The sequence below is a fragment of the Streptomyces sp. BF23-19 genome, from assembly GCF_041106355.1.
Taxonomy (GTDB): Bacteria; Actinomycetota; Actinomycetes; order Streptomycetales; family Streptomycetaceae; genus Streptomyces; species Streptomyces virginiae_A.
Window position 1 is genome coordinate 100,960 of the sequence record NZ_JBGBPT010000017.1, and the last position, 14,129, is coordinate 115,088.

A 14,129-nucleotide genomic window follows, 5' to 3' on the forward strand; every position below is an offset into this window, starting at 1 on the left:
TTCCGACGCACAACCCCGGTTCATCCCCGAGGTCAGCGCCTACCCGATGCCGGCGGCGGGCGACCTGCCCACCGGCCCGGCGCGGTGGACGGTGGACCCGGACCGCGCGGTCCTGCTCCTCCACGACATGCAGAAGTTCTTCCTGGCCCCCTTCCCGGCGGGCGAACAGCCCGTCACCGATCTCGTGGCCAACTCCACGCTGCTGCGCGAGCGCTGCGCGGCGCTCGGCATCCCCGTGGCGTACACCGCGCAGCCAGGCGGCATGACGCCGCGGCAGCGGGGCCTGCTGAAGGACTTCTGGGGCCCGGGCATGCGGCCGAGCCCGGAGCACCGGCAGGTCGTCGAGCCCCTGACACCGGCCGACGGCGACTGGGTGTTCACCAAGTGGCGCTACAGCGCCTTCCACCACACCGACCTGCTGGAGCGCATGCGCTCCGCCGGGCGCGACCAGCTGATCATCTGCGGCGTGTACGCGCACGTCGGGGTGCTGATGACGGCCGTCGACGCCTTCAGCCACGACATCCAACCCTTCCTGGTCGGCGACGCGGTCGCCGACTTCAGCTGGAACGACCAGCGGATGGCCCTGGAGTACGCGGCCGCCCGGTGCGCCACGGTCGTCGCCACCAAGGGGCTCCTCGCCGACCTCGCCGACCTCGCCGACCTCGACGAGCCTGCCGCGGACACGAGGGGACGGGAGGAGCGATGAGCGAGGACCTGTTGGGCCGGGTACTGGGGGACCGGCCCCCCGCCTTCCTGCTCGTGCACCGACCCGAAACGGCCGGGCCCGACCACGCCGAGCTGTTCCTCGGCGACATGACCGAGGTCGCGGACCTGGCCGGCGTAGCGCTCGCGGACCTCGCGGCCGACGGCACCGCGCGCCAGGACACCCTCGTCCTGGTCCCGTACCGGCAGCTCGCCGAGCGCGGCTACGAGGCACCCGACGACGGTACGCCGCTGCTCGCGATGACCATCGCCGAACGGTGCGAGCTGCCGCTGGCCGAGGTGCTGACCCGCATCCCCGACGCCCCCGTGCACCTGGCGGAAGGGGGCGCCTTCGACACCGACGACGAGGCCTACGCGGCCATCGTCCGCCAGGTCGTCACGGACGAGATCGGCACCGGCGAGGGCGCGAACTTCGTCATCAAGCGCTCCTTCGTCGCCGACATCACGGACTACAGCGTCGGCTCCGCGCTGCGCTTCTTCCGCCGCCTGCTGGAGCGCGAGAAGGGCGCGTACTGGACGTTCGTCGTGCACACCGGCGACCGGACGCTGGTCGGGGCCTCGCCCGAGCGGCACGTGAGCGTCGCCGACGGCCGGGCCGTCATGAACCCGATCAGCGGCACCTACCGCTATCCCGCGTCGGGTCCGACCCTCTCGGGCGTCCTGGACTTCCTCGCCGACGCCAAGGAGTCCGACGAGCTGTACATGGTCGTCGACGAGGAACTCAAGATGATGGCCCGGGTGTGCGAGACGGGCGGCCGGGTCACCGGCCCCCACCTCAAGGAGATGGCCCGGCTCGCGCACACCGAGTACTTCATCGAGGGCCGTACCTCCCTCGACCCGCGCGAGATCCTCCACGAGACGCTCTTCGCACCGACCGTCACCGGCTCGCCGCTGGAGAGCGCCGGCAAGGTCGTGGCCCGCCACGAGCCCCAGGGCCGCGGTTACTACAGCGGCGTACTCGCCCTCATCGGACAGGACGGACGGGGCGCGCGCACCCTGGACTCGGCGATCCTCATCCGCACCGCCGACATCGACGCCGGCGGCCGCATGCGGATCGGCGTGGGAGCCACCCTCGTACGTCACTCCGACCCGCTCTCCGAGGTCGCCGAGACCCGAGCCAAGGCCGCCGGCCTGCTGGCCGTGCTCGGTGACGCCGGTCCCACCCGGTTCGGCGACCATCCGGCGGTACGCCGGGCCCTGGCCCGGCGCAACGAGAACATCTCCGGATTCTGGCTGGCGGACGAGGGGGCCCGGCGGCGCGCGGTGTCCGCGCTGGCGGGCCGCAAGGTGCTGGTGGTCGACGCCGAGGACACCTTCACGGCGATGATCGAGCACCAACTACGCGCCTTCGCAGCCGAGGTGACGGTACGCCGGTTCGACGAGCCCTACGCCTTCGACCCGTACGACCTCGTCGTCATGGGTCCGGGCCCCGGAGACCCGCAAGAGGCCGACCACCCCAAGATCGCGCATCTGCGCGGGGCCGTCGAGACCCTGCTGACCGAGGGGCGGCCCTTCCTGGCCGTCTGCCTCAGCCACCAGGTGCTCAGCAGGAGGCTCGGCCTCGACCTGGTCCGCCGCGAGCACCCCAATCAGGGCGTGCAACGCCGGATCGACCTGTTCGGGCGGGCCGAGCGGGTGGGCTTCTACAACACCTTCGCCGCGCACAGCCGCGAGGACAAGGGCGAGAGCGACTTCGGGGTGTTCGAGATCAGCCGCGACCCGGAGAACGGCGAGGTCCACGCCCTGCGCGGGCCGGGCTTCCGCTCCCTGCAGTTCCACCCGGAATCGGTGCTGACCGAGGACGGGCCGCGGATCGTCGGCGAGGCGCTCGTCGGCCTGCTCGGGGAGGGGACACCGTGAAGGCCGCCGTCGTGTGGTGGGACCTGGCCGGCACCGGGCGGACCATCGAGTCGATGCGCGCGTTCCTGCGCGACGAGGCCGTCGACCTGTTCGCCGGGGTCGAGGGCCTGCGCCTGAAGTTCTGGATCTCCGATCCGGCGACCGAGCGGTGGGGCGCGGTCCTCCTGTGGGAGTCGGCGCGGGCCGCCGCCGCGCCGCTGCCGGCCCGCGCGGCCCAACTCATCGGGCGTCCGCCCGTGCAGCGCACGTTGTTCGACGTGGAGGCCACCGTGGAGGGCGTCTTCACCCTCCCCGGGCTCTCCGGACACGGCCTCGCGTTGGAACCCTTCGGCACCTGACGAAGTACCGCGACGCGACTGCCCCGCGAAGGGCGGCCCGTTGCAGGGTGTGGTGCGGCCCGCGCGGCCCCACCACACCCCCTCACTCCCTTCCCCGATTCCACCAAGGAGCCCTGAGCAGCCGTGAGTACCCCACCGCAGAGCGAGACCGGACGCTTTGAATGGAGTGAGCTGGACCGCCGGACCGTGGACGTGGCGCGCGCACTGGCCGTCGACGCCGTCGAGGCCGCCGGGCACGGCCACCCGGGCACCGCCATGAGCCTCGCCCCGGCCGCCTACCTGCTCTTCCAGCGGCTGCTGCGGCACGACCCCGCCGACCCGCGGTGGGCCGGGCGCGACCGGTTCGTCCTGTCCTGCGGCCACTCCAGCCTGACCCTCTACAACCAGCTCTACCTCAGCGGCTACGGCCTCGAACTCGACGACATCAAGGCCCTGCGCACCGCCGACAGCCTGACCCCCGCGCACCCCGAGTACGGGCACACCCCCGGCGTGGAGACCACGACCGGGCCGCTCGGCCAAGGGCTCGCCAACGGCGTCGGCATGGCCATGGCCGCCCGCCGCGAGCGCGGCCTGTTCGACCCCGACGCCGCCCCGGGGACAAGTCCCTTCGACCACACCGTGTGGGTCTTCGCCTCCGACGGCGACCTGGAGGAGGGCATCAGCCACGAGGCCAGCTCGCTGGCCGGCCACCAGAAGCTCGGCAACCTCGTCGTCCTCCACGACGACAACCACATCTCCATCGAGGACGACACGCAGATCGCCCAGTCCGAGGACATCGCCGCCCGCTACCGGGCGTACGGCTGGCACGTGCAGCAGGTCGACTGGACCGCGACCGGCTCCTACGTGGAGGACGTCGAGGCCCTGCACACCGCCCTGGCGGCCGCCCGCGCCGAGACCGACCGACCCTCGCTCGTCGCCCTGCGCACCGTCATCGGCTGGCCCTCGCCCGGCAAGCAGAACACCGGCAAGATCCACGGAGCGGCGCTCGGCGCCGCCGAGGCGGCCGCCACCAAGGCCGCGCTCGGCCTGGACCCTGAGCTGAGCTTCCAGGTCCCGGCCGACGTGCTCGCGCACGCCCGCCGGGTCGGCGAGCGCGCCCGCGCCGCCCGCGCCGCGTGGGACAAGCGGGAGCGGGACTGGCGCGCCGCCCACCCCGAGCGCGCCGCCGAGTTCGACCGCCTCTCCGCACGCGAACTCCCGCCCGGCTGGGAGGAGTCGCTGCCCGTCTTCGCCCCCGGCACCTCCGTCGCCACCCGCAAGGCCTCGGGCGAGGTCCTCTCCGCCCTGGCCGGGGTGCTGCCCGAGCTGTGGGGCGGCTCCGCCGACCTGGCGGAGAGCAACAACACCACGATGGCGGGCGAGCCCTCCTTCATCCCCGAGGAACTGTCCACCGAGGCCTTCACCGGCCACCGCTACGGCCGCACCCTGCACTTCGGCATCCGCGAGCACGCCATGGGCGCGATCCTCAACGGCATCGCCCTGCACGGCGGCACCCGCCCCTACGGCGGCACCTTCCTGGTCTTCTCCGACTACATGCGCCCCGCCGTACGGCTCGCCGCCATGATGAAGCTGCCCGTCACCTACGTCTGGACGCACGACTCGATCGGCCTCGGCGAGGACGGCCCCACCCACCAGCCCGTGGAACACCTCTGGGCCCTGCGCCTCATCCCCGGGCTGGACGTCGTACGCCCCGCCGACGCCAACGAGACCGCGGCGGTCTGGGCAGCGCTGCTGCGGCGCACCGACCGGCCCGCCGGCCTGTGCCTGTCCCGGCAGAACCTGCCCGTCCTGGACCGCTCCCCGGAGTCGGACATCGAGTCCGCGGCGGGCGCCGCACGCGGTGGCTACATCCTCGCGGAGGCCACCGGCGGCGAGCCCGAGGTCCTCCTGCTGGCCACCGGCAGCGAGGTGCACATCGCCCTCGACGCCCGCCGCATCCTGCAGCGCGACGGCATCCCCACCCGCGTGGTGTCCCTGCCCTGCCTGGAGTGGTTCGGCGAGCAGAGCCAGGAGTACCGCGACCGGGTGCTGCCGCCGCGGACGCGGGCCCGGGTGTCGGTGGAGGCCGGATCGGTCCTCGGCTGGTACGCCCTCGTCGGCGAGGCCGGCCACACGGTCGGACTCGACCACTTCGGCGCCTCGGCCTCCGGCGCCTCCCTCTACGAGCGCTACGGACTGACCGCCGAGCGGGTGGCGGCCGCCGCCCGCGCGAGCGCGGCCCGAACCGCCGGGCGCTCATGAACCAGCTCACCACCCCGCTGATCGCCCACATCCCGGGATCCAAGAGCATCACCAACCGGGCCCTGCTCCTGGCCGCCGCCTCCGCCGGGGACACCCGGCTGAGCGCGCCGCTCATCAGCGAGGACACCCTCGCCTTCCGCACCGCGCTGACCGACCTCGGCATCCGGATCACCGACGCCGACACGGGCTGGGACGTCCGGGGCGGCGGCCGCGGCCCCACCGTCGGCGCCACCACCTCGGTGGCGTGCGCCGACGCGGGCACCGCCGCGCGGTTCCTGCCGCCCTTCGCGGCCACCGGTCGGGGCGAGTTCGTCTTCGACGGCAGCGACCAACTGCGGGCGCGCCCGCTGCGCCCGCTGGTCGACGCCCTCGGCGCGCTCGGCGCCCGGGTGTCCTGCGGCCCGGCCGGCGCACTGCCCCTGACGATCACCGCGGACGGCCTGGACGGCGGCGACCTCGACCTCGACTCCTCCTTCAGCAGCCAGTACCTCACCGGGCTGCTGATGGCGGCCCCGCTGATGCGCCGAGCCCTGACCGTACGGGCGAAGGCCCTGGTCAGCCGCCCGTACATCGATATGACCCTGGCGCTCATGCGCCACTTCGGTGCCACCGCCGAGGAGCACGGGGACGGCACGATCACCGTGCGTCCCGGCGGCTACCGCGCGGCCGACCTGACCGTCGAACCGGACGCCTCCACCGCCTCGTACGTCTTCGCGGCCGCGGCCGTGACCGGGCGCAGCGTGACGGTACCGGGCCTGGGCGGCACCAGCCTCCAAGGAGACCTCGGCTTCGCCCACGTGCTGCGGCGCACCGGCGCGCACGTGACGGTCACCGACGCGGGAACCACGGTCACCGGCAGCCCGGACGGGGCCCTGACCGGGGGTTTCGCCGTCGACATGGGTGACATCTCGGACACCTTCATGACCCTGGCGGCCATCGCACCACTCGCCGACGCCCCGATCACCATCCACGGCATCGGTCACGCCCGGTTCAAGGAGTCCGACCGGATCGAGGCCGTCGCCCGCAACCTGGGCGCCCTCGGCATCCGTACCGAGCAGGGCCCGGACCGGATCACCATCCACCCCGGCGCCACCGGGCCCGCCGCGATCGCCTGCTACCGCGACCACCGGATCGCCATGGCCTTCTCCGTGCTGGGGCTGCGCGCGGGCGGCATCACCCTCGACGACCCGTCCTGCGTCGGCAAGACCTTCCCCGGGTTCCACGCCGAACTGCGCCGCCTCTTCCCCGACCACACGACACCCCAAGGAATCTGAAGCACAGATGGCGAACATACTCATCGCCGGCGGCGGCATCGGCGGACTCGCCGCGGCACTCGGCATCGCCGGCCGCGGGCACCGGGTGACCGTCCTGGAGCGCCGGGACTCCTTCACCGAACTCGGCGCGGGCATCCAGCTCGGCCCCAACGCCTTCCACGCGCTCGACCTGCTCGGCGCGGGCTCCCCGGTCCGCGCCCGCGCCGTCTACATCGACGAACTGCGGTTCATGGACGGCACCACCGGCGAGCGGGTCGCCTCCATGCCGCTGACCGGCGACTACCGCACCCGCTTCGGCAACCCGTACGCCGTCGTGCAGCGCTCCGACCTGTACGAGCCGCTGCTGGAGAGCTGCCGCGCCCACCCGCTGATCGAGCTGCGCGGCAACAGCCAGGTCGTCTCCTACGAGCGGGGCGCCCAGGGCTCGGCCGAGGTGACCGCCGTCCTCGCCACCGGCGAGCGGCTCACCGGCGCCGCCCTGATCGGCGCCGACGGCATCCGGTCCGCGGTACGCCGCCAGATGGTCGGCGACGGGGACCCGCGGGTCTCCGGGCACACCATCTACCGCTCGGTGATCCCCATGGACCAGGTCGCCGAGGAGCTGCGGTGGAACACCGTCACCCTGTGGGCCGGCCCCAAGTGGCACTTCGTCCACTACCCGATCGGCGGCGGCGCGTACCTGAACCTGGCCGCGACCCGCGACGACGACGCGCAGGAGGTCGTCGTCGGCAGGCCGGCCGAGCGCGAGCACGTCCTGAACGAGTTCCCCGAGCTCGGTGAGACCGCGCGCCGCCTCCTCGAACTCGGCCGGGACTGGAAGTCCTGGGTGCTGTGCGACCGCGACCCCGTCGACGTGTGGACGGACGGGCGCGTGGCGCTCCTCGGCGACGCCGCTCACCCGATGCTCCAGTACGCGGCCCAGGGCGCCTGCCAGGCACTGGAGGACGCGGTGGTCATCGCGCAGCTGCTGGACGACTGCTCCGAGGACGACATCGTCCAGCGCCTGGAGAAGTACAGCGCGACGCGCCGCGAGCGTACGGCCGAGATCCAGCTGGTGGCCCGGGAGATGGGGCGTCGGCTCTACCACCCGGCGGGCCCGGACGCCGTCGAGCGCAACGCCATGCTGTCGGGTCTGTCCGCCGAGGACATGCACGACAAGGTCGCCTGGCTGCACGGTGAGCGGCTCGCATGACCAGGCTGCGACTGCTGTCCGCACGCGCACGACGCGGTGTGCTCGTGCGTCCGGACCACTTTCCCCGGCGCCCCGCCGGCCGCCAGGCCCGTGGCACCGAATCCATCTGAAGTACCCAGCAAGGGAGTTGTGCCCGTCATGACCAATGTCGCCGTCATCTACTATTCCTCGACCGGCAACGTCCACACGATGGCGAAGGCCGCCGCCGAATCCGCCGGGAAGGCCGGCGCCGCTGAGGTCCGCCTGCTGAAGGTCGCCGAACTCGCGCCCGCCGCGGTCGTCGAGGGCAACCCGGCGTGGGCCGCACACGCCGCCGCCACGGCGGACGTTCCCGAGGCGACTCTCGCCGACCTGGAATGGGCCGACGTCGTCCTCTTCGGCACCCCGACCCGTTACGGCCTGCCCGCGGCGCAGCTGAAGCAGTTCATCGACACCACCGGCGGCCTGTGGTTCCAGGGCAAGCTCGTGAACAAGGTCGTCTCCTCGTTCACCTCCACCTCGACCGCCCACGGCGGCCAGGAGAGCACGCTGCTGGCGCTGAACAACACCTTCTACCACTGGGGCTCGATCATCGTCGCGCCCGGTTTCGCCGACCCGGTGCAGTTCGACCCGGCCAACGGCAACCCGTACGGCGCGAGCAGCGTTTCGGGCAACAACCCGAACAACGTGGCCGACGTGAACGTCGCCTCCGTCGAGTTCCAGGCCCGCCGGGCCGTCGAGATCGCCGCCGCGCTGAAGCGCGGTCTCGCGACCGTCTGACCGGTCCCACCACGCGGTGTCAGGGGACCGGGGCACCCCGCCCCGGTCCCCTGACCCGTACCCCCACCCGAACCTTCCGCGGAGGACGGACATGAGAAAGAGACCCCGACCCCTGAGGTACGCGATCGCACTCGTCGCGGCCCTCACGGCGGTGACCGTGCCGGCGAGCGCGGCCGAAGGACCGGCCGTCGCGGGCGGCTACGACATCGTCTGGGACGACTTCCGCGCGGGCTTCTCCCACACCGGCGAGAACGCCAAGTGGTCCCTGAACCGGACCGGCGCACTGCCCTACGGTGACGGCCGGCCGACGACCTCGGCGAGCGGCCTCACCGTCGTACCCACCGGCACCGACCCGGCCACCGGCAGCCCCGCCTTCGCCTTCACCAGCGGCCAGGAGTCGGCGGGCGGCATCGGCGACCGGGACCACCTCAAGTGGTACGCCGTCGCCAACCACCGGGCCTCCACCGGCGTCACCGGCTTCGACGCGGTCCCCGGCCAGGTGCTGACCTGCCGCACCCAGCTCGCCTCGCGCACCACCGGCGCCGACCGCCATCCCTTCGGCACGGCGGTCACCGACGCCCAGGACGACCTGAGGCTCGGCGCCGGAGCCATGTCCGTCATCGACTTCGAGACGAACCTGGTCTTCGACTTCTTCGTCACGAACGAGCGCGTCTACGCCTTCTACGAGCGGCTCCCCACGCCCGGCTCCACCTACGCGGCGTTCTCCTACGCCCTGCCGGTCGCCACCCGGCACCCCGGCCGGCGGCACGACCTGGCCGTCGCCTTCGACAGGGCGGCGGGCAAGGCCGTCTGGAAGGTCGACGGCCGCGAGGTCCTCGCCGTCGACGACCTCGGCCACGTTCCGGCCGACCGGAGCCATCTGATCCTCGACCACGGCGGGACCGAGGAGACCGTCTCGCCGCGCCAGCTGTCCTGCGGCATCGGCATGTTCACGCTGCTCGACGCGGCGGGCCCCGACGGCCGCGGCCTGGTGAGGCTCAGCGACGGACCCGACTACTACTACGACCCGGCCCGCGGCGCCCCGCGCCCCGAGCGGTTCCTCGACGAGGCGAGCCGGCCCGACAACCGGCTGTGGGGGCAGGGCGTGAAGCTGGAGGTCGGCAAGGTCGCCATCGCCTCCCGGCCGGGAACGCTCTGACACCCTCCCGCCCGGCGACCCCGCCACGCCGCAGGGGCGGCATCCGGCCCGACGGGCCCGATGCCGCCCCCGCGCGCGTTCGGCAGGATCCGGAAGCCACCCCCTACCGCGCCGGAGCCCGCCACTTCAGCAGTCCGGCCACCAGGGCCGCGAACAACGATCCCGAGACCGGGGCCAGTACGTAGACCCACAACAGCCCGGTCGTGCCGGAGACCAGAGCGGGGCCGAACTGGCGCGCCGGGTTGGCGCCCCCGCCCGAGAGCGGCCCGAGGAAGACGATCACGGCGGCGACACAGGCCCCCACCACCGCGGGCAGGTACCTCAGCAGATGCGGGCGCGTCCCGGCGAAAGCCGTGATCAACATGATCACGGCCATGGCCGCGGCCTCCGCGGCGAACACCGCCCCGGTGCTCCAGTCGGCGCCCGGCCGTAGCGCGGCGTCCCCGACCCGGGCGGCCGCCTCCCCCCACACCAGGCGCGCCAGACCCACGCCGGCCACCGAGCCGGCCAACTGCGCCACGACGAACGGCGCCACCACCCGGGCGGGCACGACCCGCAGCAGCCACAGCCCGATGCTGACGGCCGGGTTCAGGTGCCCGGCGGTCTCCCGGCGCATGGACGGCCCGAGCACGAGCGCGACGATCACGCCGACCAGCAGCCCCATCGCCACGAGTTGGCCGGTCGGCGTCGGGAAGAGAGCCGCGAAGGGCGTGCCGGGTCCCGCCATCCAACGGACGGCCGTGACCACGGTGAACAGCATGGCGGTGGACAGCGCGAACTCGTAGAGGGCGACCTCCAGGAGGCGCGGCACCCGCCTGCGCGCGCGTACGGGGGGTCCTTCGGTCCGTGGACCGGTGTCGAGGGAAGTTCTGGTCATGATCGGAATGTGCGGCCCCGACCCGGCCCCGGCAACGCCGGCCGCACCACTTCGTCAGGTGCCCCGGACCTGAAGAAGTCCCGGTCACCTGACGAAGTGAACCGGCCCCGATGGACCGGCCTCGGCGCCCCCCGGCACATTCGTCGCAGTCGGCCAAGGACACCTGGCCCGGCCTCCCCCTTAATCGAGAGGAACCGATCACCTATGTGCGGCCTTGCCGGATGGGTTGACTTCGAGCGCGATCTGACGGCGCACACCGAGACCGCGTCGGCCATGACGGGCACCATGGAGTGCCGCGGCCCGGACGCGGGTGGGCTGTGGACCTCGACCCACGCGATCCTCGGCCATCGTCGCCTGGCGATCATCGACCTCGAGGGCGGAAAGCAGCCCATGGTCGCCGACGCGGACGACCACACGCAGCCGGTGATCACGTACACCGGCGAGGTGTACAACTTCCAGGAGCTGCGCGAAGAACTCCGCGGCCTGGGCCACGTGTTCCGCACCACCAGCGACACCGAGGTCGTGCTGCGCGCCTACGTCGAGTGGGGCGCCGGCTTCGCCGATCGCCTCAACGGCATCTACGCCTTCGCCATCTGGGACCCGCGCACCGAGGAACTCCTCCTCATCCGCGACCGGATGGGCGTCAAGCCCCTCTACTACTACCCCACCGCCGACGGCGTGCTCTTCGGCTCCGAGCCCAAGGCGATCCTCGCCCACGACGAGGCCGAGGCGGTCGTCGACGCCGAGGGCCTCAAGGAGATCTTCAGCATCGTCAAGACCCCCGGGCACGCCGTCTACCAGGGCATGTACGAGGTCAAGCCGGCCACGATCGTCCGCTTCACCCGCGAGGGCCGCAGCGAGGAGAAGTACTGGGAGCTCGAGGCCCGGCCGCACACCGACGACCTCGACACCACGATCGGCCACGTCCGCGAGCTGCTCGAGGACATCGTCGAGCGCCAGCTCGTCGCCGACGTCACCGTCGGCACCCTGCTCTCGGGCGGGCTGGACTCCAGCGCGGTGACCGCCCTCGCCGCCAAGGCCCTCACCAAGCAGGGCGTCGAGCAGCCCATCCGCGCCTTCTCCGTGGACTTCGTCGGCCACGACGAGCGCTTCGAGGCCAACGTCCAGTGGGCCGACCCGGACACCCCGTTCGCCGTCGAGGTCGCCGAGCGGGTCGGCGCGGAGCACATCATCGTCGAACTCGACAACGAGGACATCCTCGACCCCGAGGTGCGCGGCACCGTCCTGCGGGCCCAGGACCTGCCGGTCTCCACCGGCGACATGGAGTACTCGCTCCTCATCCTGTGCCGTGCGCTCAAGGAGCAGATGACCGTCGCGCTGTCCGGCGAGGCGGCGGACGAACTCTTCGGCGGCTACACCTGGTTCCACGACAAGGAGGCCGTCGAGTCGAACAGCTTCCCCTGGCACCACCCCTTCGAGAAGGCCGGCGGCATCGGCGCCCTGAAGACGGTGGGCCTATGGGACAAGCTCGGGCTCACCGAGTACGTCAAGGGACGCTACGCCGAAGCCCTGGACGAGGTGCCCCGCCTGGACGGCGAGAGCGGCCTCGAAGAGCGGATGCGCGAGGTCACGTACCTCAACCTGACCCGCTGGGAGAACTTCCTGCTGGACCGCAAGGACCGGATCAGCATGGCGGTCAGCCTGGAGGTGCGCGTCCCGTTCACCGACCACCGCCTCGTCGAGTACGTCTACAACACCCCCTGGGCGATGAAGACCTTCGACGGCCGGGAGAAGAGCCTGCTGCGCGCCTCCATGCGCGGCCTGCTGCCGGACTCGGTCCTCGACCGCAAGAAGAACCCGTACCCCTCCACCCAGGACCGCAGGTACGAACTGGCCCTGCGCGAGCAGGTCGAGGCCCTCCTCGTCGAAGGCGCCCCGGTGCTGCAGCTCGTCTCGGAGGCCGACATCCGCAAGCTGCTCGACGTGCCCGAGGGCTCCTACGGGGTCGGCGGCCCGTGGAGTGCCCGCGCCGTCCTGGAGCGCCTGATCGAGTTCAACACCTGGGTCGGCGCGTACGACGTCCGCGTCGAGCTCTGACCGGCGCGCGCCCGGCCGCCGTGCGGCGGCCGGGCCCGTACCCCGCACGCATGGAGCGGTACCCGTGAAGGACCTGAAGGACCTGTTGGACGTGAAGGACGTGGAGGAACGGACATGGTGAACGACACCGCCGCCCCGACGGTTACCGTCTGGTCGGACATCGGCTGCCCCTGGGCGAGTCTCGCCCTGCACACCCTGCACGCCGCCGCCGAGCGGCGGCAGGTCGCACTGGCCATCGATCACCGGGCCTTCCCGCTGGAGCTGTTCAACCGGGAACCCACCCCCAAGTTCATCGTGGACCCGGAGGTCCAGGCGATCGCCGCCCACCGGCCCGAGCTCGGCTGGCGGCTGTGGAACGGACCGGCGCACGCCTACCCCGTGACCACGCTGCCCGCACTGGAGGCGGTCCAGGCCGCCAAGGACCCCGGGATCGGCGGACTGCGCGGCAGCGACGAGCTGGACAGCGCCCTCCGCAGGGCCTTCTACGCCGACAGCAGGTGCATCAGCGTCCACGCGGTGATCCTCGACCTCGCCGAGAGGTGCGAGCACGTCGACGCGAAGGCCCTGGCCGCGGCGCTGGCCAGGGGCAGCGGCCGTGCCGAGGTCTACGAGCAGTGGGGCACGGCCGAGGGCCCGCAGATCCAGGGCAGCCCGCACTTCTTCGCGGCCGGCGGCTACGCCTCGCACAACCCCGGCGCCACCTTCACGTGGACCGGATCCCCCTACGAGGGCGGCCTCCCGCGTCTGGACGCCTACAGCACCGCCTGGGCCGATGAACTGCTCGACACCCTTCACCGAGATCAGTAGAGAAAGAGGAGCGCGATCCATGTCAGCACGATTCGCCGGAAGGGTCGCCCTGGTCGCGGGAGCCGGCGACGGCATCTGCCGGGCGGCGGCCGTCGCTTTCGCCCGGGAGGGCGCACGCGTCCTGGTGGCCGGGCCCGACCCGGAGGAACTGGCGGGCACGCTGAAGCTGATCCGCGACACCGGAGGCGAGGCCCACAGCGTCGTGGCGGACCTGACGCGGGGCGGCTCGGCCGCCGCCGCGCGCATGGTGGACGCGGCCGTGGAGCGGTTCGGCGCGCTGGACATCGCCTTCAACAACGCGACCGTCACCGGGCCGAACAGCAACGTCGCCGACATCGCCGAGGACGTGTGGGCCGACACCCTCGCCGCCAACCTCACCGGGGTCTTCATGGCGATGAAGCACGAGCTCGCGCACATGGAGTCCCACGGGCGCGGAGTGATCGTGAACACCGCCTGCAACATGGCGAACAGCGGCCGGCTGGTGGGCATGAGCGCCTACGCGGCGTCGAAGGCGGCACTGAGCGCCCTGACCCGTACCGCCGCGCACGAGTACATCGGCAAGGGCATCCGGATCAACGCGATCAGCCCCGGCCCGGCGCACGAGGCGGGGGCGGACCACGCCGACGGGGCGACCGCCGAGGAGGTGGCCGAGACGGTGGTGTGGCTGTGCTCCGACGAGGCGTCCTTCGTCGTCGGCCACGACATGGTGCTCGACAAGAAGACCGTGGTCTGAGATCCCCCGACAAGGAGAAGTGAGAAAGTGCTGAGCAGGTTGCGTTGGCTGACCGCCGGGGAGTCCCACGGGCCGGCACTGGTGGCGACGTTGGAGGGCCTTCCCGCC

The 14,129-nt window shown here is 72.4% G+C and carries 13 protein-coding genes; 12 read left to right on the top strand and 1 reads right to left on the bottom strand.

The window, feature by feature from the left end:
* Positions 1–46: 46 nt before the first annotated feature.
* From AB8A24_RS12860 to AB8A24_RS12895, 8 genes are all read left to right on the top strand, one after another.
* The gene (locus AB8A24_RS12860; protein ID WP_369475646.1) at positions 47–706 is read left to right on the top strand and encodes an isochorismatase family protein; all 660 of its coding nucleotides are present in this window, start codon (positions 47–49) and stop codon (positions 704–706) included.
* Positions 703–2,583 carry an anthranilate synthase family protein gene (locus tag AB8A24_RS12865; protein ID WP_369475625.1) on the top strand — a complete coding sequence of 627 codons (1,881 nt, stop codon included), beginning with the start codon at positions 703–705 and terminating at the stop codon, positions 2,581–2,583. The genes AB8A24_RS12860 and AB8A24_RS12865 overlap by 4 nt, the downstream gene beginning before the upstream one ends.
* A complete protein-coding gene (locus AB8A24_RS12870; protein ID WP_369475627.1) occupies positions 2,580–2,921 on the top strand; it encodes a hypothetical protein in 342 nt (113 codons plus the stop codon). The genes AB8A24_RS12865 and AB8A24_RS12870 overlap by 4 nt, the downstream gene beginning before the upstream one ends.
* Positions 2,922–3,044: 123 nt before the next feature.
* A complete protein-coding gene (gene tkt, locus AB8A24_RS12875; RefSeq protein ID WP_369475629.1) occupies positions 3,045–5,162 on the top strand; it encodes a transketolase in 2,118 nt (705 codons plus the stop codon).
* Entirely contained in the window at positions 5,159–6,436 is a 1,278-nt protein-coding gene (aroA, locus tag AB8A24_RS12880; RefSeq protein ID WP_328961581.1) for a 3-phosphoshikimate 1-carboxyvinyltransferase, read from the top strand. Before tkt ends, aroA begins: the two co-directional genes overlap by 4 nt.
* Positions 6,437–6,443: 7 nt before the next feature.
* The gene (locus AB8A24_RS12885) at positions 6,444–7,628 is read left to right on the top strand and encodes a 3-hydroxybenzoate 6-monooxygenase (RefSeq protein ID WP_369475631.1); all 1,185 of its coding nucleotides are present in this window, start codon (positions 6,444–6,446) and stop codon (positions 7,626–7,628) included.
* Between the two features lie 138 nt (positions 7,629–7,766).
* The gene (gene wrbA / locus AB8A24_RS12890) at positions 7,767–8,387 is read left to right on the top strand and encodes an NAD(P)H:quinone oxidoreductase (RefSeq protein WP_328961579.1); all 621 of its coding nucleotides are present in this window, start codon (positions 7,767–7,769) and stop codon (positions 8,385–8,387) included.
* Between the two features lie 91 nt (positions 8,388–8,478).
* The gene (locus AB8A24_RS12895) at positions 8,479–9,546 is read left to right on the top strand and encodes a DUF6081 family protein (protein WP_369475634.1); all 1,068 of its coding nucleotides are present in this window, start codon (positions 8,479–8,481) and stop codon (positions 9,544–9,546) included.
* Between the two features lie 103 nt (positions 9,547–9,649).
* Here AB8A24_RS12895 and AB8A24_RS12900 read toward each other — a convergent pair whose 3' ends face one another.
* Positions 9,650–10,423, bottom strand: a complete 774-nt coding sequence (locus AB8A24_RS12900) for an aquaporin (RefSeq protein WP_369475636.1) — start codon at positions 10,421–10,423, stop codon at positions 9,650–9,652.
* A 204-nt stretch (positions 10,424–10,627) separates the two neighbouring features.
* Between AB8A24_RS12900 and asnB the strand changes: the two genes are divergently transcribed.
* From asnB to AB8A24_RS12920, 4 genes are all read left to right on the top strand, one after another.
* Positions 10,628–12,481, top strand: coding sequence for an asparagine synthase (glutamine-hydrolyzing) (asnB, locus tag AB8A24_RS12905; RefSeq protein WP_369475638.1), 1,854 nt, complete (start codon positions 10,628–10,630; stop codon positions 12,479–12,481).
* A gap of 114 nt (positions 12,482–12,595) precedes the next feature.
* Positions 12,596–13,288 (top strand): DsbA family protein, encoded by a 693-nt coding sequence (locus AB8A24_RS12910; RefSeq protein ID WP_328961575.1) that lies wholly within the window; start codon positions 12,596–12,598, stop codon positions 13,286–13,288.
* Between the two features lie 19 nt (positions 13,289–13,307).
* Positions 13,308–14,021, top strand: coding sequence for an SDR family oxidoreductase (locus tag AB8A24_RS12915; protein WP_328961574.1), 714 nt, complete (start codon positions 13,308–13,310; stop codon positions 14,019–14,021).
* A gap of 30 nt (positions 14,022–14,051) precedes the next feature.
* A partial coding sequence (locus AB8A24_RS12920) for a chorismate synthase (RefSeq protein WP_301478463.1) occupies positions 14,052–14,129 on the top strand: 78 nt, incomplete at its 3' end.